20 protein-coding genes are annotated in these 23,368 nt (G+C 41.0%); 3 read left to right on the top strand and 17 right to left on the bottom strand.

The window, feature by feature from the left end; genetic code table 11:
* Positions 1 to 11: 11 nt before the first annotated feature.
* The 4 genes from AAGD16_RS03675 to pomA all read right to left on the bottom strand — a co-directional run bounded on the left by AAGD16_RS03675 (position 12) and on the right by pomA (position 4,351).
* Positions 12 to 1,952, bottom strand: a complete 1,941-nt coding sequence (locus tag AAGD16_RS03675) for a DNA topoisomerase III (RefSeq protein WP_377113709.1) — start codon at positions 1,950 to 1,952, stop codon at positions 12 to 14.
* A gap of 75 nt (positions 1,953 to 2,027) precedes the next feature.
* Positions 2,028 to 2,513: a hypothetical protein gene (locus tag AAGD16_RS03670; protein ID WP_013464238.1), complete on the bottom strand. Its 486-nt coding sequence runs from the start codon at positions 2,511 to 2,513 to the stop codon at positions 2,028 to 2,030.
* A gap of 147 nt (positions 2,514 to 2,660) precedes the next feature.
* Positions 2,661 to 3,581, bottom strand: coding sequence for a flagellar motor protein MotB (locus AAGD16_RS03665; RefSeq protein ID WP_028834921.1), 921 nt, complete (start codon positions 3,579 to 3,581; stop codon positions 2,661 to 2,663).
* 2 nt (positions 3,582 to 3,583) lie between these two features.
* Complete coding sequence (pomA, locus tag AAGD16_RS03660; protein ID WP_016900636.1) at positions 3,584 to 4,351, bottom strand: flagellar motor protein PomA; 768 nt, start codon at positions 4,349 to 4,351, stop codon at positions 3,584 to 3,586.
* Between the two features lie 303 nt (positions 4,352 to 4,654).
* Between pomA and xseB the strand changes: the two genes are divergently transcribed.
* From xseB to dxs, 3 genes are all read left to right on the top strand, one after another.
* Entirely contained in the window at positions 4,655 to 4,897 is a 243-nt protein-coding gene (gene xseB, locus AAGD16_RS03655; protein ID WP_008110204.1) for an exodeoxyribonuclease VII small subunit, read from the top strand.
* 2 nt (positions 4,898 to 4,899) lie between these two features.
* On the top strand, positions 4,900 to 5,787 hold the full coding sequence (gene ispA / locus AAGD16_RS03650) for a (2E,6E)-farnesyl diphosphate synthase (RefSeq protein ID WP_013464235.1): 888 nt from the start codon (positions 4,900 to 4,902) through the stop codon (positions 5,785 to 5,787).
* Positions 5,788 to 5,902: 115 nt separating this feature from the next.
* Positions 5,903 to 7,765 (top strand): 1-deoxy-D-xylulose-5-phosphate synthase, encoded by a 1,863-nt coding sequence (dxs, locus tag AAGD16_RS03645; protein WP_096038201.1) that lies wholly within the window; start codon positions 5,903 to 5,905, stop codon positions 7,763 to 7,765.
* A 62-nt stretch (positions 7,766 to 7,827) separates the two neighbouring features.
* Here dxs and AAGD16_RS03640 read toward each other — a convergent pair whose 3' ends face one another.
* The 13 genes from AAGD16_RS03640 to thrA form a co-directional block, all read right to left on the bottom strand.
* Positions 7,828 to 10,914, bottom strand: a complete 3,087-nt coding sequence (locus tag AAGD16_RS03640) for a ligand-binding sensor domain-containing diguanylate cyclase (RefSeq protein ID WP_024600857.1) — start codon at positions 10,912 to 10,914, stop codon at positions 7,828 to 7,830.
* 31 nt (positions 10,915 to 10,945) lie between these two features.
* Positions 10,946 to 11,431 (bottom strand): phosphatidylglycerophosphatase A, encoded by a 486-nt coding sequence (locus AAGD16_RS03635; RefSeq protein ID WP_008110211.1) that lies wholly within the window; start codon positions 11,429 to 11,431, stop codon positions 10,946 to 10,948.
* Positions 11,428 to 12,402 (bottom strand): thiamine-phosphate kinase, encoded by a 975-nt coding sequence (thiL, locus tag AAGD16_RS03630; RefSeq protein ID WP_008110214.1) that lies wholly within the window; start codon positions 12,400 to 12,402, stop codon positions 11,428 to 11,430. The genes AAGD16_RS03635 and thiL overlap by 4 nt, the downstream gene beginning before the upstream one ends.
* Positions 12,403 to 12,486: 84 nt before the next feature.
* Positions 12,487 to 12,900 (bottom strand): transcription antitermination factor NusB, encoded by a 414-nt coding sequence (gene nusB / locus AAGD16_RS03625; RefSeq protein WP_008110215.1) that lies wholly within the window; start codon positions 12,898 to 12,900, stop codon positions 12,487 to 12,489.
* A 15-nt stretch (positions 12,901 to 12,915) separates the two neighbouring features.
* Positions 12,916 to 13,380 carry a 6,7-dimethyl-8-ribityllumazine synthase gene (ribE, locus tag AAGD16_RS03620; RefSeq protein ID WP_008110216.1) on the bottom strand — a complete coding sequence of 155 codons (465 nt, stop codon included), beginning with the start codon at positions 13,378 to 13,380 and terminating at the stop codon, positions 12,916 to 12,918.
* Between the two features lie 93 nt (positions 13,381 to 13,473).
* Positions 13,474 to 14,586: a bifunctional 3,4-dihydroxy-2-butanone-4-phosphate synthase/GTP cyclohydrolase II gene (ribBA, locus tag AAGD16_RS03615; protein WP_013464232.1), complete on the bottom strand. Its 1,113-nt coding sequence runs from the start codon at positions 14,584 to 14,586 to the stop codon at positions 13,474 to 13,476.
* 28 nt (positions 14,587 to 14,614) lie between these two features.
* Positions 14,615 to 15,268, bottom strand: a complete 654-nt coding sequence (locus AAGD16_RS03610) for a riboflavin synthase (protein WP_377113697.1) — start codon at positions 15,266 to 15,268, stop codon at positions 14,615 to 14,617.
* A 24-nt stretch (positions 15,269 to 15,292) separates the two neighbouring features.
* Positions 15,293 to 16,420, bottom strand: coding sequence for a bifunctional diaminohydroxyphosphoribosylaminopyrimidine deaminase/5-amino-6-(5-phosphoribosylamino)uracil reductase RibD (gene ribD / locus AAGD16_RS03605; protein WP_290172936.1), 1,128 nt, complete (start codon positions 16,418 to 16,420; stop codon positions 15,293 to 15,295).
* Positions 16,421 to 16,422: 2 nt separating this feature from the next.
* Positions 16,423 to 16,872, bottom strand: a complete 450-nt coding sequence (nrdR, locus tag AAGD16_RS03600; protein WP_010390928.1) for a transcriptional regulator NrdR — start codon at positions 16,870 to 16,872, stop codon at positions 16,423 to 16,425.
* 107 nt (positions 16,873 to 16,979) lie between these two features.
* Positions 16,980 to 18,236, bottom strand: a complete 1,257-nt coding sequence (gene glyA, locus AAGD16_RS03595) for a serine hydroxymethyltransferase (protein WP_013464229.1) — start codon at positions 18,234 to 18,236, stop codon at positions 16,980 to 16,982.
* A gap of 268 nt (positions 18,237 to 18,504) precedes the next feature.
* Positions 18,505 to 19,788, bottom strand: a complete 1,284-nt coding sequence (gene thrC, locus AAGD16_RS03590) for a threonine synthase (protein WP_058154255.1) — start codon at positions 19,786 to 19,788, stop codon at positions 18,505 to 18,507.
* Between the two features lie 11 nt (positions 19,789 to 19,799).
* Complete coding sequence (gene thrB / locus AAGD16_RS03585) at positions 19,800 to 20,735, bottom strand: homoserine kinase (protein WP_058154254.1); 936 nt, start codon at positions 20,733 to 20,735, stop codon at positions 19,800 to 19,802.
* 9 nt (positions 20,736 to 20,744) lie between these two features.
* On the bottom strand, positions 20,745 to 23,162 hold the full coding sequence (thrA, locus tag AAGD16_RS03580; RefSeq protein ID WP_058154253.1) for a bifunctional aspartate kinase/homoserine dehydrogenase I: 2,418 nt from the start codon (positions 23,160 to 23,162) through the stop codon (positions 20,745 to 20,747).
* Positions 23,163 to 23,368 lie beyond the last annotated feature (206 nt).

Below are 23,368 nucleotides of genomic sequence, written 5' to 3'. Positions count from 1 at the left end.
AAGCCCTGCGATTAATTTACCGCAGGGCTTTTTTTATAACTCGACTTTTTATATGGCGCTTTTTTTGTACGTTTGGCAAAGCGCTTTTTAGGTGACGTTTTAGGTAACAGTGCAAATGCCTGACTATTGCAGTTCGCCGCTTGGCTTACAAAATTAGTTAAATCGGCTAATAAAGGTTGTATAAACTGCTGATAACTCATTGCTTGCTGTGCAATATCACCTAAACTCGACTCCCATTTTGCAGTTAAGTCGGGGCTTGATAATCCATCTGGTAATACACTAATTAATGCAAGACCTGTTTCAGTTGCTTTAATTGCTTTTCCCTCACGTTTTAAAAAGCGACGTTTAAATAACAGCTCAATAATGCCTGCACGCGTTGCTTCTGTACCGAGGCCATCTGTTTCTTTTAATATTTTTTTGATTTGCAGGTCTTTTACATAACGGCTAATTCCCGTCATAGCAGCAAGTAAGGTTGCATCGGTAAAATGAGCCGGAGGAGATGTATGCTTTTGCACCACTTCACCTTTAGTACAAGTAAGTGCCATGCCTTTTTCTAAATAAGGTAATGTAGCTTCTTCTTTAAGTTCCGACTTACCCATGAGCAATTTAAAACCTAAGCTTACATCTTGCTTTGCACTTGCTTTAAATAAACCACCGGCTATGGTTACCTCTACTTTACTTTCGTTGTAAATGTAGTCGGGATAAAACTGAATTAAATAGTGTCGACTTATTAACTGATAAATTTTTGCTTCATCATTGGCTAAACTCACACTTTTTAACTGTTTAGCTGTCGGCACAATGGCGTGATGAGCGGCCACTTTTGCATCATTAAAACATTTACTACGTTGTTTTGCATTTGCCTCATTTACCAGCTCTACTGACTGCCCACCATTTACGGCTATCGCTTTTAAAATAGCAGGTGCATCTTGGTGATGCTCTCTCGGTAAGTAACGGTTATCTGAGCGTGGGTAGGTAATTAATTTATGACGTTCATATAAAACTTGGCAAATATCGAGTACTTTTTGTGCTGGCATCCCAAAAGCTTTAGCAGCATCTATTTGTAAAGCAGATAAGTTATAAGGAAGCGGCGCGGCTTGTTTTTTTTGCTTTTGCTCAAGCGCTGTTACATTTGCGGGCTGATTAGCAATGCGTGAAGTCACATTTTCGGCTAAGGCTTTATTAAGTACTCTGCCCTCTTCATCTTGATATGGTTCGCACGCTTTACTCGGTATCCACTTAGCAGTAAATGATTGCTGCTCAGGTGTAACAAGATGAGCAAGTACTTCATAAAATGGTTTGGATACAAAATTTGCGATTTCATTATCACGATTTACAACTAAACCTAAAATAGGTGTTTGTACTCGCCCAACCGACAACACATTACCAAAGCCCGCTTTTTGCCCAGCTAGCGTATAAGCTCGCGTTAAATTCATACCAAACAACCAATCAGCACGAGACCGCGCTAAAGCAGATACACTTAAAGGGATAAAATCACGGTTAGCCCGCATAGAGTTGAGTGATTTTTTTACCGCAGTTAAGTTTAAATCACTAATCAATAAGCGTTGAATACTTTGCTTTTTGGTTTGACTAATTTTTGTTTGCTCGATTACTTCATCAACCAGTAGCTGACCCTCACGATCAGGATCGCCAGCATGTACGAGTGTTGTTGCCTGCTTAATTAATTTTTTTAAAATGGTAAGCTGCTTACGGGTTTTTGTTTTAGCTTTTAATTGCCAGTGTTCAGGCACAATAGGTAAATGCTCAAATTGCCATTTTTTAAAACGTTCGTCATAGTCATCAGGTTCTGCTTGCTCGAGCAAATGGCCTATGCACCAAGACACACAATCACCATTCGCCACTTCAATATAACCATCGTGTTTTTTATGAGGTTTTGGAAGCGCATCTGCAATAGCGCGTCCTAATGAAGGTTTTTCAGCAATATAAAGTTTCATAACCACACCCTAACACTGTTCATATAAACAGTAGTTTAGCATATCAGTTTAAAACTGGGGATATTTTTATAGTTTCTAACTTAAAGCTTTATTTCGCTTATTAACAAAAAGATATAAAAGAGGCAGGTAGCAGACAACAACAGTGGCAATATTTATTAAAGGCATAAATGTTTGATACATCACAGTGCTATAAGATAAATCCCAAAGGTGTCGGTCAACTAAGCGAAATAATTGAAGAATGGGTGCACCAATAACAATAAGCTGCCCAAGTACACATTGCCACAAATGCACTTTATCTTTAAGACCCCAATAAGCAATAAGTGCCATCCAAGTAATATCTGTTAATGCCCATACAAGGTAACGGTATATATAAATACCATCATCAAACGCCATTAAACTTGAGTAGGTCACAGTGCCAAATAAGAAAAAAGCGGCAGTAATAACAACGAACCTAAGAGCTAAATAATCTTTGAGGATAAAGAATATAAAAATAGCCGGACTCAAAATAAGAACCCAGCTTTTGCTTAATATACTTACAAAATACAAAAACCATTCAGGCAAACTAAATAACCTTACTTAACTTTTGTATCTTCATCAGTTCCATCGCCGTTACCAGGCATACTACAATACTTAGTCAACATATTCGCCCCATTACATTTGTTAAGAATGTTGCATTCTATGCTAAAAAAGGTACATAGCCAAGTCATTCTATCTTACATCAATTGGCGCTGACTCTTTTGCCTTGCCTTGTAAAATTGATATTTCTACACGGCGGTTACGTCTTCGATCTTCGCGGGAATCGTTCGGCACTAAGGGCCTAGTTTCTGCACGCCCTACCACCATCATTCTGGTTTTATCAAAACCTGGAACTTTTTGTAATTCACTCGCTACCGCAACTGCGCGTTTAGATGATAAATCCCAGTTATTAATGTAAAGCTCGTTGGAAACCTGAAAATCATCCGTATGACCAGACACCGTAATTTCACCGGGTACATCTTTAAGTAATCGGCCAATATCTTGAATGATAGGTTTAAATTGTGGTTGTAAAAATGCACTCCCCGATGGAAACGAGCCATTTTCTCTAATACGAATTATGATTTGCTGCCCTAAAGATTCAAGCTCAATAGCCCCATCAATAATTTGCTTTTCAAGCTGTTGCGCAATTTTTTTAACTAAGTCATTTATTTGCTCTTGATCAGCAGCAGACACTGCCGTAGCTGCAGCAACTTCCTCTGAGGTACTACTTGATTCACCACCTCGCTTTTCACCACGTTGCTCTTGACGTCCACCTGCGGAGCTTTCATCTCCCGCCTGAAACTCAAGCATTTGTTGGGTCATTTCAACCGTTTGTTGCTGAATGGTTTCTATAGGAGTTGGCTCAGGTTTACCCGGCGTAAACTCCATAGCAATAACAGATGTCCCTTTTGGAATGTCTTTTACTTCTATTTTATTTTGTACACCAAAAGCAAACTTCATTGAGCCTGCAATTTGTTTAAATTTAAGTACATCCATTTCAGAAAATGCGAGTAAAAGTACGAAAAAGCACATTAATAATGACATTAAATCGGCAAACGTTCCCATCCACGCAGGAAGTCCTGGAGGTGGGCATTTGCACTCTTCATCTGACATAATTATTCCTCAGTATTGACTGCGCGTTTTGATTCAGCTAGATAATTTTTCAAGATCCCTTCAATTACTTTAGGATTTTGCCCGTCTTGAATACCTAATACTGCATCTAAAATTAAGCGCTGATTCATGGCCTCTTCGTCTTTACGCAGTTCAAGTTTTACCTGAATAGGAATGGCTACAACGTTTGCTAAAAATGCACCGTATAATGTGGTTAACAACGCAACCGCCATTGCCGGTCCGATAGCTTTGGGGTCATCCATGTTCGAAAGCATAGCCACTAAGCCTATCAACGTACCGATCATCCCCATTGCAGGTGCAATATCACCTAATGATTTAAATAAGGTTGCCCCCATTTCATGGCGAGTGGTGGTTAACGAAATATCTTTTTGTAATGTTGCACGTACCACATCAGCATCATGTCCATCTACTAGCATATCAACGCCTTTGCGCATAAAAGGATTTGGGATTTCGGCTTCTTCTAAGGCTAAAAACCCGCCTTTTCGAGCAGAGTCAGCTAATTCTACCGCTTTTTCGATTAATGCTTCAGGAGGCTCAATTTTAAACATAAACGCTTTTGCACATACTTTACCAATGCCAAGAAATTGCGACATGGTAAAATTAGATAAAACGATAAAAAGGGAACCACCAAATACAATAACCACAGAAGGGGTATTGTAAAACATAGCGACTTCACCGCTACTACTCATAAACATGGACATGACAATTAAGCCAATTGCGCCAAGGATCCCAATAATGGTTGCTAAATCCACATTCCCTCCAAAGGTTTTATATTTTTTCTTCGCAAGCGTTGTTATTAATTGTTTATCGGCAAGATACTGAAATACTTAAGTGATTTTTATGATAAACGGTAAAATTAAGATTAGTTATATTTTAGATCAACATAGGTAATCAATCTAATTAATCAAAATTAATAATTTTAAAAAATAACGTTGAAACGCAATAAAACCCAATCAACAGCATTTATCTATCAAAAAACAATATCATTCTTTGACCTAGTTTAGCATTCCCCCTAAAATTGGCGTCTAAATTTATTATGTAAGTTGAAAATAAAGATGGCGACTAAAAAACCTGAAAATTTAAGTTTCGAACAAGCACTAGAAGAGTTAACAACAATTGTCAGTGAAATGGAACAAGGTGATTTATCGCTTGAACAGTCTTTAAAGCAATTTGAGCGCGGTATTGCACTTGCGAGCGCATCTTCAGGCAAACTTCAACAAGCTGAGCAAAAGGTGTCGATATTAATGGGTAATGACGAAAAAGCACCGCTTACTCAGTTTGATAACGATATGGAATAATCGTGAGCATAAAAGAACAAATAAAACTCGCTCAAGATGATGTAGCTAATACGCTCAACCTTTATTTTGAACAACCTCTTGAAAGCGACAATACTATAAAAGAAGCCACACATTACAGTGTAATGAATGGTGGTAAAAGACTGCGCCCGTTTTTAGTGTACACCACAGGTAAAATACTCGGTGCTGACAAGCGTGATTTAGATGTACTTGCCGCAGCCATTGAATGTATTCATAGTTATTCATTAGTGCATGACGACTTACCTGCTATGGATGATGATGATTTACGCCGTGGTCGCCCTACATGTCATATTGTATACGGTGAAGCACAAGCGATTTTAGCTGGAGATGCACTGCAAACTTTAGCATTTGAACTTATTGCTAAGCACACATTTAAATGTTCGACTGAAGCACAATTAAAAATGATCGCAGCACTAGCGCATGCATCGGGATTACAAGGTATGGTTGCCGGACAAGGCCGCGATATTGCAGCAACCGATAAGGTTATTACTGTTGATGAGTTAGAACGCATTCATAAACTTAAAACCGGTGCGCTAATAAATTGTGCGATCACTCTTGGCGCACTGTGCGCTCCTAATACAAGCCAACAAACTTTAGATAACTTATCAACTTTTGGATACGCTATAGGGCTTGCATTTCAAGTTCATGACGATATTTTAGATGTTGAGGGCGATACGCTTACTTTAGGCAAGCCACAAGGGTCAGATATTGCAGCGAATAAAGCGACATACCCCGCTTTATTAGGTATGCTAGGCGCTAAGCAAAAAGCACAAAATTTAATACAACAAGCCCATGAGGCATTAGCTAACATTGACGCAGACACAACAGATTTAGCGGCATTGGCTAACTATTTAATTGAACGTGACCATTAAATACAGCTAAAACGTATTAACTCTTAGTATAAAATTATTACTGAATATTAAGTCGCCTTTTAAACCTCGTTTGTTTTGAGGAGGGTTAATATTAGCGAAGGATATATAAAAAACCATGACACTTGATAGCAGCAAGTATCCATTACTTGATTTGGTGAACGAACCAGCCCACTTGCGAGACTTAGCACAAGATAAGCTTCCTGCATTTAGCCATGAATTGCGTGACTATTTACTCAATTCGGTATCGCAAAGTAGCGGCCATTTAGCGTCTGGTTTAGGAACCGTAGAACTTACCGTTGCACTACATTATGTATACAACACACCCGATGACCGCTTGGTCTGGGATGTGGGTCATCAAGCTTATCCGCATAAAATACTGACTGGCCGTCGTGATCAAATGCATACCATTCGCCAAAAAGACGGATTGCATCCTTTCCCTTTTAGAGATGAAAGTGAATACGACACCTTTAGTGTTGGCCATTCAAGTACGTCAATTTCTGCGGCGTTAGGTATGTCTATTGCTGCACAAAAAGAAGGCAAAGGGCGTAAAACAGTCGCGGTAATAGGCGATGGCGCAATTACTGCTGGTATGGCCTTTGAAGCAATGAACCACCTTGGCGATGTTAAATCAGACATGCTGATCATTTTGAACGATAACGAAATGTCGATATCTGAAAATGTCGGTGCCTTAACCAATCATTTTGCGCGTATTTTATCAGGTAGCTTTTATACCAACATCCGCGAAGGCAGTAAAAAGCTGCTCTCTGGTGTACCGCCGGTAAAAGAGCTTGCCAGCCGTATGGAAGAACACATTAAAGGGATGATGATCCCGGGTACTTTTTTTGAAGAATTAGGTCTAAATTACATTGGCCCAATTGATGGACATGATGTGAATATGTTGGTTGATACGCTGCGCAATATGCGTAACTTAAAAGGCCCACAGCTTTTACATATAAAAACCCAGAAAGGCAAAGGTTACAAGCCTGCCGAAGCCGATCCGATTGGTTATCATGGCGTACCAAAATTTGATCCTGCGACATCAAGCTTACCAAAATCTAAGCCAGGTGCGGCGACTTTCTCAAATGTGTTTGGTGATTGGCTTTGTGACATGGCCGAGCAAGACAGTAAGCTCATGGCAATCACGCCAGCTATGCGTGAAGGTTCAGGCATGGTACGTTTTTCTAAAGAGTATCCAGAACAATACTTTGACGTAGCAATAGCAGAACAACACGCTGTTACTCTTGCTGCAGGTTTTGCTTGTGAGGGCTTAAAGCCCGTTGTGGCTATCTATTCTAGCTTTTTACAACGCGCGTACGATCAACTAATTCACGACGTTGCACTGCAAAACCTACCGGTATTATTTGCTATAGACCGCGCCGGTATTGTTGGAGCCGATGGTGAAACCCATCAAGGCGCCTACGACTTAAGCTTTATGCGCTGTATACCTAATATGGTCATTATGGCCCCAAGTGATACTAACGAATGCCGTCATATGCTTTATACAGGCTATCAAGCTAATTGTCCTGTTGCTGTTCGTTACCCGCGTGGTAGTGCAGGCTCAGCAGACATTCAAAGCACTATGCAACAACTTGAAATGGGTAAAGCGAATGTAATTAAAAAAGGTACTAAAGTGGCTATATTGTCATTTGGTACCTTGCTTGAAAACGCACAACTTGCCACTGATGAGCTCAATGCCACTCTAGTAAACATGCGATTTATTAAGCCACTTGATACGGCATTAATTAATGAGCTGATTAATGATCACGATATTATTGTAACCCTTGAAGATAACGCGATTGCGGGCGGTGCAGGCTCTGCAGTTAATGAATATTTAACGAGCATTAAAGCCGATGTAAAAGTGCTTAACTTAGGTATTCCTGATGAATTCATTAAACATGGCACACAACAGCAAATGCACGATGAAATGGGGTTAGGTGAACGCGGTATTTTAACTTCAATTAAATCATTTATGAGCTAACACTTATCGTGTTTAATAAAAAAGGAGCCATTGGCTCCTTTTTTATTGCTCATCTATAACCTCTAGCGCATCCATACCTTAATATCGGCTAGACCATTGCTTTGTAACAAACCAATTTGCTGTTCAACATTGGGGTTTTGCTCAAACTCAAATGCATCTAATTGCTCGTCAAAGGTAATATTAGCGACGCCATCGCCGCCGCGTTTTTTAACTTGATGTAATGCTATGTCAGCTAGATTAATTGATGTTTCCCAGCTAATAACTTGCCCACCTAAGAGAGGTAACGGATAGAACGACCACCCGACTGACGCTGTTATATTGGTTGTTTCACCGTTAGGAAGCTGAAACGAATAATCTGCAATTGCTTGGCATAATTCAGATACATAGCTGTCGATTAAATTACATTTAAAATCGCGCAATAACAGTAAGAACTCATCACCACTCCAACGGGCAACATAATCAGAACCTTGAGTACGCGAGTTAAGTAATGCCGCTACTTGTTGTAAACAGCTATCTCCAGCAATAGGACCATAGGCATCGTTAATGCGGCTAAAGTTATCTAAATTAATAATTAACAACACCAACGATTTACCTTGAGCCTGCAATGACTGCGAGTTACGCTGAAAATGCTCAATATCTTTTGGTAGTTGATCAAACAAAAAACGGCGACTTCTCAGCCCTGTTAGCTCATCAGAGTGACTAACAAGTTTAAGCTGAGAGTTTACTTGGTTTAATTTATCGTTTGCTTGGCGAAGCTCAAGGGTTCGCTCAGTAATAAGCCCCTCAAGAACCTGCTGCTTACGTCGCTCTTGAACTTTAAATACCCAAAACACCAAATAAAAGAGCAACACAAAACCACTGGTGATCAGTAATCTAAAATATATAGTTTCACCAAATCGTTCAGGCACCACAAAAGCGTATTCGGCCGATTGCGCTTTGCCCCAATCTTCACCTTGACGTTTTGTCTCTAATTCAAATAAAAACATACCTGCTGGTAAGTTAGTGTAAATTGCTTCTCGGCGGGTATTTGCATAGCGCCAATCATTATCAAGTCCATTGAGTTTATACCTAAACTCTATACTTGCAGGTGCATAATAATCGATAGCGGTATAGGTAAGCGTTACATCACGCTCGTCAGTTTTAAGTACTGGCTTTTTACCTAACGCAGCCGCAGCAAGTTTTCGTGATGGCGTGGTTAAAGTTTCTATAGTTGGTTTAAGTGAACGCAGCCCAAATAATTCTACGTCTTTAGGAATTTCTACAACGCCTTGCAAGCTGGGATACCAAATTGAATTATCCATATCAACCACCGCATCATGGCCTAAACCATTACAGCATTGACTTGCTTTACCATCGAGCTGTCGATCAAATGAAGAGATCACTTCCTCCACTTTTAGGCTTTCAATGTTGGCTTTGAATTGCTCAACTGGCATGCGATAAACCCCTTTCATGGTGCTTACCCAAATGCGTTTTGTAGTATCATCGTACTCAAGACTAAATATAGAACCATATGGCAGCCCATTGGCGGCATCTAATTGCTGCCACTGCCCTTGTCCACTGCGATAAAACAAACCATCGTTAAGCGAGCCAATTAAAATCCCCACGCCTTTAATGTGTAAAATGCTAGTAACGTACGCACTTTCCAAAGTGGTTTGGTCGCCTATTTTTTCTATCCCGCGTTCAGTAAAGTAATACGCCCCTTTACTGGTACCAATCACCCCAAAATTTGGTTTATCTAAAACATAGGTTACAAACTTACTGCCTAAAAAAGCATTGTACGCAAAAGGGTTTAACCCGTTGTAATTTAAACGATATAAGCCTCGCCCAGTGCCCACCCAAAAGCCGCCTTTAGTCGACGTACTAATAGCAAATACAGGATTATCACTTAGCGCACGGGCAGGGAAACTATATAAGGTATTCGACTCGTAGAAAAACAAACCTCTACCAGTGGCAACATAAAGACGATTGCCGTCAAACTGTAAGTCATGTACTGAGGCATTACCATACTTGGCACTGTTGATGACATTGATAAACGTTTTATCGGCATCGAAATAGCCTACGCCGCTTTTGTTGGCAATCCATAACTTACCATCTGGTGATTTACTAATGGCCATAACCGCTTCGGTCATTTTAGAAATGGCTGAATGGCGCTCTATTCGCCCTTCGTGAGCAAGCCAAAGTCCCTCACTAAAACTCGCTAACCATATATTATTTTCATCATCTCTAAATATATCGGCAAACCAAATACTTTGATCTAATTGACTGGGCTCAACCCATTGCCAATCATCCGACTTCCCTCTGAACAATAAGCGCCCATAAGTCGATACCCACAAGCCACCATTGCCATCACTCATAAACTTATAAACGGCTGAGTTGTTAGCGTTAGGCAGCGGAAATGGGCGTAGCTCATCATCTAAATCTAAAAAGTAAGCGCCTAGCTCAGAAGCAAGATATAAATTGCCATTTAAAAAGGATAAGTCGTGAACAATTGTTTGTGCTAAACGATCAGGCAAGGCCACTTTAGCGGTAAGCTCTAAGCGCAATTTAGAAAAATCAGACGCGCTTTGCGTCAAGCGCAATAAATTACGATCGTTAACCAGCCAAATTCCCTCTGGTGAGAGCGCCATTTTACTGACTGACCCTACTATTTGGGTGATCGCAGTGGCATTTACGATAGGGCTCGGATTGTTTAGCTGGTCGCGCAGCTCTATCTGGCCTCTGTCTATGTAATAAAGCCCATTAGCTGCTATCCAAATACTGCCTTTAGAGTCTTCAAGAATATCTCTAACAGGGCCTTTAATATTAAACTCTTGTGCGGTTAGCTTTTCTGGGTCTATAACAACGAGGCCGTTTTTCGTGCCTATCCATAATAGTCCTTGGCCATCAATCAGTAATTTATTGATGCCATTGCTGGGTAAAAACAGACTATTTTGAGTGTTGTAATTAGTAAAAGTGTTACCATCAAATCGGCTTAATCCGAATTGCGTACCAAGCCACATGTAGCCTTGGTTATCTTGCACCACACTTTTGAGGGATTGTGAGGGAAGTCCGTCTTTAATGTTCCATTGTTTAACTACGTAATCAGTAATTGAAGCCGTACTTGGCATGGCACACATCAAGAGTACACAAACCAATAAAAATCGCATCATAGTGCTGCCACCTAGTTAAACAAATAATAAATTAAAAGGGTAGTAAACCTACTTTTATCAATGCTTGCAAACAAATAAGCGAAAAAATACCTGCAAGTACATCATCGGCCATAATACCAAACCCACCATGAGCACGTTTATCAAGTATACGAATCGGCCCTGGCTTTGCTATATCAAAAAAGCGAAATAGTAAAAAGCCCACTAATAATGTTTGCCAATTCAGTGCTGCACCAATCATCGTTATATAGTAACCAGCGACTTCATCCCAAACAATAGCTGGATGATCATGAACTTGAAGGTCATCAGCTGTTTTTCCACATGCCCAAATACCAAATATACTGATCACCACCGCAAATACAATTTGTAACCATAACGGAAAATGCATGGTAATAAAAATAAATGGTAACGCCGCTAAAGTACCAAATGTACCAGGGGCTTTAGGCGCAAGCCCTGTACCAAAACCCAAACCAAAAAATTGATGTGGGCGTTTTAAATTAAATAATCGGTTTTTATTCAAACCTGCTCCTTGGAAAAGTGCTCAAAGCCTTTGTGCTCAAAAACAAACTTTTCACCTTGGTGTAATAATTCTATATTCCCGTCACCACTTTTGATTTGGCCGATACAGGTTGCTTCTACACCGTATTGGCGCAACTTAATATCGAGCATACTCTTATTACTGTCTGGGACAGTGTAAAGTAGTTCATAGTCATCGCCATAGTTGAGTATAAAAGGAAGCTGTTGCTCAAAATCAAGACTCGCTTGCATCGCATCAGAAGTAGGTACATTTTCAATATTGATTGTTGCACTGACCTGTGACAAATCCAAAATGTGACCTAAATCAGCAAGTAAACCGTCTGAAATATCAATAGCTGATGACGCTAAGCCACGCAAAGCTTGTCCGGCGGCCACGCGTGGCGTTGGAAAGTTTAAACATTTATTAATATGCTTTAAATGTTCAGGTGCAACTGGCAAACCTTGTTTTTTTGACTCAATTGCCAAACCAGCATCACCTAGCGGTCCGGTTACAAAAATCCAGTCGCCCACTTTTGCGCCACTTCGACGCAGTGCTTTACCTTCAGGAACCGTGCCTTTTGCACAAATAGTAATACTGAGTGGGCCTTGAGTCGTATCGCCACCAATAATTTGTACATTAAAGTACTCAGCAATTTCATGCATGCCGTCAGTCAGCTCTGCAATCCATTGTGGATCGATACTTGGCAACGTGAGTGCAACCGATACCCATGTAGGCTCTGCACCCATGGCAGCTAAATCACTTAAATTTACTGCCAGAGCTCGATGCCCTAATGCGCGAGGAGAGATATCATGAAAAAAATGCACCCCAGCAACTAAGGTATCTGTTGTTACAGCAAGCTGACAGTTTGCTGGTACTGTGACAAGCGCACAGTCGTCTCCAATCCCTAAATTAACATCGCGACGAGTGATACCGCGACCTTTAAAGTAGTGATTAATTAATTCAAATTCCTTCATACACAAAAAAGCCGACCTATGCCGGCTCTCCTTTTTAACGGTTATTTATAACAACTCACTGAAATTAATATGCAGCTTAAGTTGTTATGACTTGCGTAACTGTTTTACAGCTTTATCAAGTACACCGTTTACAAATTTATGGCTATCTTCAGCGCCAAACATTTTCGCTAATTCAATGCTTTCATTGATAGCCACTTTGTAAGGAACATCTTCACGAAATTTAAGCTCGTAGCTGCTTAAACGTAAGATTGCACGTTCAACTTCGTCTAATTCATCAAATGGACGAGTTAAATGAGGCGATACAGCTTCGTCTAGTTGCTTATGATTTACGGCAACTCCACGCGCTAAATCTTTAAAATATTCAACATCAATTTTAGTCACATCGTTTTCGATCAACATTTGTTGTTCGATATCGGCAATTGCATTGCCGCTTAATTGCCATGAATACACGGCTTGAAGTGCTAAGATACGTGCTTTACGTCTTGCTGCTGGTTTCACAAAAATTCCTTAAACTTAAATTTTATCTAACACATTAACCATTTCAAGCGCACCTAAAGCAGCTTCGCCGCCTTTGTTACCCATTTTGGTACCTGCGCGCTCAATTGCTTGCTCAATGCTTTCAGTGGTTAATACGCCAAATGCAACCGGGATATCATACTCAAGCGATACTTGTGCAAGCCCTTTATTTGACTCGCCAGCGACGAGATCAAAGTGAGGCGTGCCCCCTCTGATCACTACACCTAAGGCGATAATTGCATCATATTCTTTTTTTGCTGCAACGCGTTTCGCTGCTAAAGGTAATTCAACCGCACCGGGTACGTAAATCACGGTAATATCGTCTTCTGATACTCCACCAGTACGTTTTAGCTCATCAACAGCACCTGCAAGCAAGCTACTACCAATAAAGTCATTAAAACGAGAAATGACAATGGCAAACTTTTTGCCTGGAGCGTATTTATTACCTTCAATAATTTTCATTTGATAACCCTAAAAATAAGTTTAAGCGATTTCGGTTGCGCAAAAATTGATGCGCATTATACCACATAAATAAAATAATAACCTAGCGCGTAATTATTGTGGCTCTACGTAGTCAACCACTTCTAAATGGAACCCTGATAATGCATGGTATTTTTTAGGTAAACTCATCAAACGCATTTTTTGAATACCTAAATCAGCCAGAATTTGCGAACCCACACCTACGGTGCGCGAAGTACCTTGAAATTTACGTGGCGTCACATTTTCACCCGCATCAGCTGCGGCAAATGCTTTTACTGTGGCTTCTAACTCTTCAGTGCTTTCTTGCTTACCTAAGATGACTAAAGCGCCATTATGCTCAGCTATATACGCCATTGCTTGCGATAATCCCCAACTACGATCAGCATTACGATCAGAGAGTAAAATATCGTTAAAGGTACTTTGTAAGTGCACTCGCACTAACGTTGGTTCTTGTTGTTTTATTTCACCTTTAAGCAATGCATAGTGCAGCTGCCCGTCAATGGTGTCTTTGTAAGTTACTAAGTCAAATTCGCCATGCTCAGTTGGCAATTTACATTTTGCAACTTGCTCAATAGTGGTTTCATTTAAGTTACGGTATTCGATTAAATCAGCAATGGTGCCAATTTTAATATCATGTTGCTTAGCAAATACTTCTAAATCAGGGCGGCGCGCCATGGTGCCATCTTCATTTAGAATTTCTACAATCACTGATGACGGCTCAAGCCCCGCTAAACGCGCTAAATCACAGCCAGCTTCAGTGTGCCCTGCGCGCGTTAATACGCCGCCAGGTTGCGCCATAATAGGGAAAATATGCCCAGGCTGTACAATATCACTTGGTACTGCGCCTTTAGCAATGGCAGCTTGAACAGTACGAGCACGATCCGCTGCAGAAATACCTGTGGTAACCCCTTTTGATGCTTCAATCGACATAGTGAAATTAGTTGAGAATGCGGCACCATTATTTTTTACCATTAATGGTAAATCAAGCTGCGAGCAACGCTCTTGAGTCATAGTTAAACAAATTAGTCCACGGCCATGAGTCGCCATAAAGTTAATGGCTTCTGCACTAATGTGTTCAGCAGCAATAATTAAATCGCCTTCATTTTCTCTGTCTTCATCATCCATTAAAATAACCATTTTACCGGCTTTAATGTCATCAATTATTTCTTGTGCGCTGTTTAAATTCATAAGTTGCTCGTATAAGTTGTCAATGTCGTTATTTTATAAAGCCCGCTTTAGCGAGTAAGCTCATCGAAATATCTGAACCCTTAGGCTGCTCAGCCCCTCTAACTAGGCGCTCTAAATAACGTGCTATTTGGTCGACCTCTAAATTCACTTTGGTACCGACTTGAAAATCAGCTATGGTCGTTTGCCCGCTGGTGTGGGGCACAATCGTCAGTTTAAATTTATTACCTTCAACAGCATTAACCGTCAGGCTAATACCATCAATACAAACCGACCCTTTGTAAGGAATGTATTTCATTAAATTTTCATCGGTGGCTAACCAATATTCTGTTGCTCGCGCATTGGCATTAATTGCTGTGATAGTGGCAATACCATCTACATGGCCAGACACTAAATGACCACCGAGGCGCGAAACAGGTTGCATCGCCTTTTCTAGATTAACGGTTTGCCCTAATGCGTAATGTGCAAACCCTGTTAAGCTAATCGTTTCATTTGATAAGTCAGCACTAAAGCCGTCAATATGCTTATCAACAACCGTCAGGCAGACACCATTAGTTGCAATACTGTCACCTAACTTAACATCACTCATATCAAGGTTTTTACTTTGGATACGAATAGCTAAATCACCTTGTTTTTTTTGTAATAACGCAATTTTACCTGTCGCTTCAACTATTCCAGTAAACATAGTGCTACTCTTTATATAAAATGATTAATGAGCTTTTTTTAGTGCTGTGATACGTAAATCATCACCGATTGGCACACACTCATTAAAAGTTAAATTAATGGTATTTTGCATACTCATTAACTCTGGGAAATTTAGTAAACTTTTAGCATCGCTGCCCATTAATTTAGGAGCAATGTAAAAAACAAACTCATCAATTAAATCAAGTTCTGTCATTTTGCCAGCCAGTGTTGCTCCGGCCTCTAGCCACACATTATTAAACTGCAATTGGGCTAGCGTGTTTAACACGGCCAGTAAATCTACTTTATTATTATTTTCAGGTACTTCAATCTGTTTAACAAAATGAGGCCACTGATGCGATTTATCAACCTTGGTGGTAAATATTATCACCTCACTTTGAATTGAAAATAAGGCAAGATCAGGGGTAAGTCTATTTTGTGAGTCAATAACAACGCGAACCGGTTGGCGCAGTGGTAAATCAGTTGGTAAAGAATACGGTAACTCTTCTGGGCGCACATTTAATTTTGCATCATCCATTAATACCGTATCGGCACCGGTTAAAATTGCACAGTTTTGTGCTCGGTATAGTTGCACATCTTGGCGCGCAGCGGGGCCTGTTATCCATTTACTTTGGCCGTTTTTAAGCGCCGTTTTACCATCAATACTGGCGGCCATTTTGCAAGTCACAAAGGGTAACCCCTGCTCCATGCGCTTAAAAAACCCAAGGTTTAATGCGCGAGCTTGCGCTTCAAGTAATCCGTGAGCAACTTCTATACCAGCATCCGCTAAAATTTTCAGACCTTTGCCTGCAACTTGCGGGTTGCTGTCAACCATTGCGGCAATCACTTTTTTAACACCGGCTACTTTTAGCCCTTCAGCACAAGGCGGTGTTCGACCATAATGACTGCAAGGCTCTAGGGTTACATAAGCGGTTGCGCCTTTGGCATTTTCGCCAGCCATAGCCAGTGCGTTTACCTCTGCATGACCTTGGCCCGCTAACTGATGAAACCCTTCACCTATTACTTTATTGTTTTTTACGAGTACGCAGCCAACATTAGGATTAGGGGTTGTCGTAAAGCGCCCTTTTTTTGCCAGTTCAATAGCGCGAGCCATGTAGCGTTTATCATCCTCTGAAAACGAACTTTGCTTGGTCATTACTATTCCCCTAAGCGGGCTATTTCTTCACCAAATTCGCGTATATCTTCAAACGAGCGATATACAGAGGCAAATCTTACATAGGCCACTTTATCTAACTTTTTAAGCGCTTCCATAATGCACTCACCCACCAAATGGCTAGACACTTCGCGTTCGCCAGTGGCTCGCAGCTGCGACTTAATAATATTAACCACTTCGTCAACTTGCTCAGTGCTTACGGGGCGTTTTTCGAGGGCGCGAGTTAAGCCATTTAGTAACTTATCTTCATTAAACGGTTCGCGGCTGCCATCTTGCTTGATGACCCGTGGCATCACTAATTCAGCCCCTTCAAAGGTGGTAAATCGTTCGTGGCACTCATTACATTCACGACGTCTACGTACTTGGTGTCCCCCGCCGACAAGGCGAGAATCAATAACTTTAGTATCTTTGGCGGTGCAAAATGGGCAATGCATAACTGTGTGTTTCCGTTTTAAAAACAAAAAATGGCCGCTATTATAGCGGCCATTATCATAACAAAAATGTGTGCAGTTGTGATCTAAATTACTATTTTACTCTTGGATTAAGCGTAAACAGGTAATTTTGCACAAATTGCTTTCACTTTTTCTTTTACTTGCGCTTGTACTGACTCATCTTCGATGTTGTCTAGTACGTCACAGATCCAGCCCGCTAACTCTTTTGACTCTGCTTCTTTAAAGCCACGACGAGTGATTGCTGGTGAACCAATACGCAAACCAGAAGTAACAAATGGTGAACGTGGATCGTTCGGTACTGAGTTTTTGTTAACCGTGATATTCGCATTACCTAGGGCAGCATCTGCATCTTTACCTGTGATATCTTTATCGATTAAATCAAGTAAGAATAAGTGGTTGTCAGTTTTACCCGATACTACTTTGTAGCCGCGCTCTTGTAATACGGCAACCATTGCTTGTGCATTTTTAACAACTTGTGCTTGGTATGTTTTAAACTCAGGTTGAAGTGCTTCTTTAAATGCGACCGCTTTAGCAGCAATAACATGACATAAAGGACCACCTTGGCCACCTGGGAAAACAGCGCTGTTTAGCTTTTTGTAAATTTCTTCATCGCCACACGCAGAAATGATTAAACCACCGCGAGGACCCGCTAATGTTTTGTGTGTTGTGGTTGTTACAACGTGAGCAAATGGCACCGGGCTTGGGTAAACACCCGCAGCAATTAAACCTGCAACGTGCGCCATATCAACAAATAAGTATGCACCTACTTTGTCTGCAATTTCACGGAACTTAGCCCAGTCAACAATACCTGAATAAGCAGAGAAACCCGCAATAATCATTTTTGGTTTGTGCTCAAGTGCTAACGCTTCAACTTGTGCGTAATCAATTTCGCCAGTTTCTTCGTTAAGGCCATACTGAATTGCGTTGTATGTTTTACCAGAGAAGTTAACGTGTGAGCCGTGCGTTAAATGACCACCGTGCGCTAGGCTCATGCCTAATACAGTATCAAGTGGGCTTAAAAGAGCTTGGAAAACAGCAGCATTCGCTTGTGAACCGGCATGAGGCTGTACGTTTGCGTAATCTGTACCAAATAATTCATTTGCGCGGTCAATAGCAAGTTGCTCAACCACGTCTACGTGCTCACAGCCACCGTAGTAACGTTTGCCCGGGTAACCTTCAGCGTATTTGTTAGTCAGCTGAGAACCCTGCGCTTCAAGTACGCGTGGGCTACAGTAGTTTTCAGATGCAATTAACTCAATATGCTCTTCCTGACGTGATGTTTCTTTGCTCATCGCGTCAAATAACTCTGGATCAAAGTCCGAAATATTCATGCTACGTTCTAACATTGGGGTCTCCTGGGCAACGTGTATGGGTATTTTTTAGAGGCTTTATTGTACGCTTAAAACGACGTTTTGCCTACGCTCTTAAGTTGAGGATATTTAAACAGGGATTGAAACTATTTCACAGCATTTTGATGATGATATTTTTTTATAAACTAATAACAATTTTAAATGAATTTTATTTACTACATTTATATAGCTTATGCGTTATGTCTAAAGCGATGCATAAACAAACAAAAAAAGCGGCCTAAGCCGCTTTTATTATCGGCCTTTTTTAGGCAAGCTTTTTAAACAATTCTGTACGCAAAACAGCATAATCGTTGTGCATATCAGTGGCTAAACACGGTTTTGCTAATGCATCAGCTAACGGCTTTGGCATATCTAATTCAACATTAAGGATATCCTCAACGCTGTCTTTAAATTTGGCCGGATGCGCAGTCGCTAAAAAAACCCCCACAGCATCTGCCGCCTTATTTTCTACAAGACCTTGGTAAGCAATTGCGGTGTGAGGCTCTGCAATATAGCCAAGCTGTTGAATTTTTTTCATCACTGTTTGTGTTTGCTGTTCATCAACACTCACCGAATAAAAGTTATCATAACTAAACCAGTTATTATCTAACATTGATTGCACACGTGGCCAGTTATTAGGTTTACTCACATCCATTGCATTTGAAAGCGATTCAATTGTCGCATTAGGCGTCCAATTTTTATCAAGCATAAAGCGCGGTACTGTGTCGTTTTGGTTTGTAGTCGCGCTTAGTTTACCTACAGGCATACCAATAACCGCGCCAATCATAGCCGCACACACATTACCAAAGTTACCACTCGGTACTGAAATATGCGCTGTAGCACGCTTTTCTTTTGGCAGCTGTGCAATGGCTTCAAAGTAATAACATACCTGCGCGACTAAACGGCTAATGTTAATTGAATTTGCTGAGTTTAAACCTAACTTCGATTTTAGCTCTTCATCTAAAAATGATTTTTTAACCAACTCTTGGCAATCATCAAAACTACCCTCAATCGCATAACAGTGAATGTTGTCACCAAGCGTTGTAAATAACTTTTGCTGCGCTAATGAAATTTTACCTTTAGGGTATAAAATAACGACATCAATATTTGGTTTGTTATAAAAAGCATGCGCTACGGCAGCCCCGGTATCACCCGATGTTGCAGTTAAAATAGTGACTTTTTCACCTTGATTAAATTGCGCCAAGCACTCGGCCATAAAACGGCCACCAAAATCTTTAAATGCCAGTGTTGGGCCGTGAAATAACTCTAAGCAATAGGTATTATCTTCAACTTCCACCAGCTTAACCGGAAAGTTAAACGCATTCTTAACCATCTGGGCAACAGTATCACTTGGTAGCTCGTCACCAATAAGGTGCGATAAAATTTTGCCGCTGCGAGTAACAAAGTCCATATCTAGTAATGCATCAACATCACTTAATGGCGCTAACGACTCTGGAAAAAACACACCTTGATTACGCCCTAGTCCTGTTTTTACAGCTTCAACAAACGACACTTTTTGTGAATATTCTTTTAAATTATGTAATTGCATGACTCTTTATCCTATAAAACATTTAATTGACGCGTGCCGTCGTTATCTAATTTACAAATATGGCAAAAGCCTTGCTCGTTGATGTAATTTTCCTCTAGCCACTGCGCGCATTGCTCTGCCGCTTCAAGTGTTTTACATACACTAAACAAGGTCGGCCCTGCGCCTGAAATACTCACAACTTCAGCACCCAGTGCTGGTAAGCTTGCTTTGGCATCACTAAAGCCGCTTATAAGTGGCGCACGGTATGGCTCTGCTATTTCGTCTTTCATAATGCTTAATGCATCATCAAAACGCCCTGTTAACAGTAAGCTACTAAACGCCGATAAACGCTGAGCAAATTCAACCCCCGCATGCATGCTGAGCTCTTTTGGTAAAACAGAGCGTGCCTTTGCAGTATTGAGCGAAAAACCCGGAAATGCGGCAACGTAATACCAGCTTTCATCAATAGGTAAAGCAATAGATTTATCAGGAATTAAATCACCGGTTAACTGTAAGCCACCTAAATAACACGGTGTGATGTTATCGTAATGGCGCCCCCCACTTACAACGGCTTCAAAATCTGCCATAAGCTCAATGAGCTCTACTTGGCTTAAATTAGTTTTGGCAAATTTATCCAGTGCTGCAAATGTCGCCACCACAGAGCAAGCACTTGAGCCTAATCCCGAACCAATCGGCAAATTTTTCCTAAGTTCGAGCTTTACCGCAGGCATATCAGGCGCAACATGCGCTCTAAAGTGCACTAAACACTGATACGCTAAATTTTCTTGCGCATCACTAGGTAGCTTATGTGCATAGTCGCCTGTACAAATAAATTCATCACTCGATGCGGCACTAACAACCGCCACATCACCCAATAAACCGCCATCAATGGGCGCAAGTGCGGCGCCCAGCGCATCAAAGCCAACGGCAAAATTACCAATAGACGCCGGAGCATATACTTCAATCATGACTGACTCCTAGCGAGATAATGTTTTTAATATGTCTGCAAATACACCCGCAGCCGTTACTGCAGAGCCAGCCCCATAACCACGAATTACAAACGGACGCGGTTGGTAGTATTGGCTTAAAATAGCCAGCGCATTTTCACCATCACGAATAACATTCAATGCATGTGATGAATCTACCGCTTCGATTCCGACCTTACAGTGACCATTTTTAATTGTGCCTACATAGCGAAGTACTTTACCTTCACTTGCTGCACTTTGAACACGGTCGTTAAAACCAGCATCTAAGCTAGGTAATTTCGCCATAAACTGCTCAACATTGTCACCTTGGGCAAAACCTGGCGGTAAAACCGACTCCACTTCAATATCGCTAAGCTCTAATTTCATACCGGCTTCGCGTGCAATGATCAGTAATTTACGTGCTACGTCAGTTCCCGATAAGTCATCGCGCGGATCGGGCTCTGTAAACCCGCTTTCTTTGGCTTTAATTGTTGCTTCAGAAAGTGATAAACCATCTTCTAGTGCACCAAACATGTATGAAAGCGAACCTGATAAAATACCACTAAACTCAAGTAACTCATCACCTGCACCAAACAACGATTGCAAATTATCGATTACAGGTAAACCTGCACCTACGTTAGTTTCGTATAAAAACTTACGATTATTTTTATGTGTTGCTGCAATTAAATCTTGGTAATACGTATATGAGCTCGTGGTGGCTTTTTTATTGGCAGCCACGACATGAAAACCTGCATTTAAAAAATCTACATATTGTGCAGCCAAGGCATCTGATGAAGTACAGTCAACTAGCACTGGATTAACTAAATGATTTTGCTTAACAAACTGCTCGACCAATTTTAAATCAAACGCTTGCTCTGACTGCGCCAGTTTTTGCTGCCAATCATCAAACGCAATCCCCTCACCATCAAGGTGTAATTGACGAGAGTTGGCAACACCATATAGGTTTAATTTAATATTACGCTTTTCAAGCCATGCTTGTTGACGCTCAAGTTGGTTAATTAGCTCTTGGCCGACTAAGCCACAGCCCAATAAAAACACATCAATTGAAGGCACATGAGTAAAGAAGTTTTCATGGCAAATTTTAACCGCGTCATTACATAATTCACCGTCAATAACGGCTGAAATAGCACTTTCTGTTGAATCTTGCGCTATGGCAACAATGTTTACTTGCGCTTGTGCAAGCGATGCAAAAAACTTAGCCGCTAAACCCTTGTGGGCACGCATGTTATCACCGACTAACGTTACTATTGCTAAATTACGTTGCACATTTACCGGCTCAATGAGCCCCGCTTTTGACTCTAAATCAAAGGCTACTTGCAACGCACTTAACGCTAGATTTAAATCGCTTTCATGTACACAAAAGCTAATGCTAAATTCACATGATGACTGGGTAATGAGTACAATTGACACGTTATCATGCGCCAATGCATTAAATACTTTCGATGCCATGCCCACTTTACCTTTCATGCCTGGGCCTGAAACGGTCAGCATAGCTAAATTTTGTAGGCTTGAGAGTGCTTTTACTGGTTCATCAGATACCGTATCGTTACTAATTAGTGAGCCTTGCGCATCTGGGTTATGAGTGTTTTTAATTTCGCATGGCACCCCTGCTTTTGCACACGGTAGGATAGTTTTAGGGTGCAATACTTTAGCGCCAAAATAAGAAAGTTCCATCGCTTCTTTATAAGACAGGAAATCAACCTTAGTGGCTTTTTTGATATAACGCGGATCGGCGCTGTATACACCATCAACGTCAGTCCAAATTTGACACACTTGCGCCTCTAAACACGCCGCAGCAATCGCCGCCGAGTAGTCAGACCCATTACGACCAAGCGTTGTGAGCTCCCCTTCATCATTACTTGCGGTAAAGCCCGGCATAATATAAACCGTCGCAGGGGATTCTTTTAACACGGCTTGAAAACGTGCTTTACTGGCCACTAAATCCGCTTCTGCGTCTATGTATCCGCCGGTTGAAACAATACAATCTGTTGCTTGTAAATAATGCGCGTTATGATCGGCTAATAGACTTTGCATTAGCGATACGCTAACACGCTCACCAAAGCTAATAATGAATGCTCTGACCTTATCAGGGCAGCACTTTATCAGTGCAATACCATCAAGCTTATTTTTAAGTTCGTTAAAGTCAGGCCAGTTTTGAACTGCTCCTTGCTTTTCCTCTACCGCTGCTTTGAGCATGTTGCATCGGCTAGTCAGTGAATGCCATTGTTCGCTAAAGTCATGCCCCTGCTCTGCAGTACTAGCTAAATTAACTAACGAGTCAGTCATGCCTCCTGGGGCTGACAGTACCAGCAACATTTCATCTTTTAATTGTGCCTTAGCGAGTGCAGCAACTTGCTCTAAACAGGCAAAATCAGCGAGCGATGAGCCGCCAAATTTTAATACGCGCATTTTTTATGTTTCCTCATTCCATAAAACGAAAAAAGGCCTGTGTTCTAAGTGAACACAGGCCTTTAAATTTGTTGCACCGACCTATGCCACTATCCAGTAAGAATGGTGGTTGTAATAATAATGGTCGTTACAAGACTAAATGTTTTCATAAGCTTAAGACTGCCTTAACAAAGGCTATTCTGTCAACCCTAAATTAGCAGATAAAA

The organism is Pseudoalteromonas sp. M58, assembly GCF_042604605.1.
In the GTDB taxonomy this organism is placed as follows: domain Bacteria; phylum Pseudomonadota; class Gammaproteobacteria; order Enterobacterales; family Alteromonadaceae; genus Pseudoalteromonas; species Pseudoalteromonas tetraodonis.
Note: the sequence above shows the minus strand (reverse complement) of the source record. Positions and strands in the feature narration are given on the sequence as shown.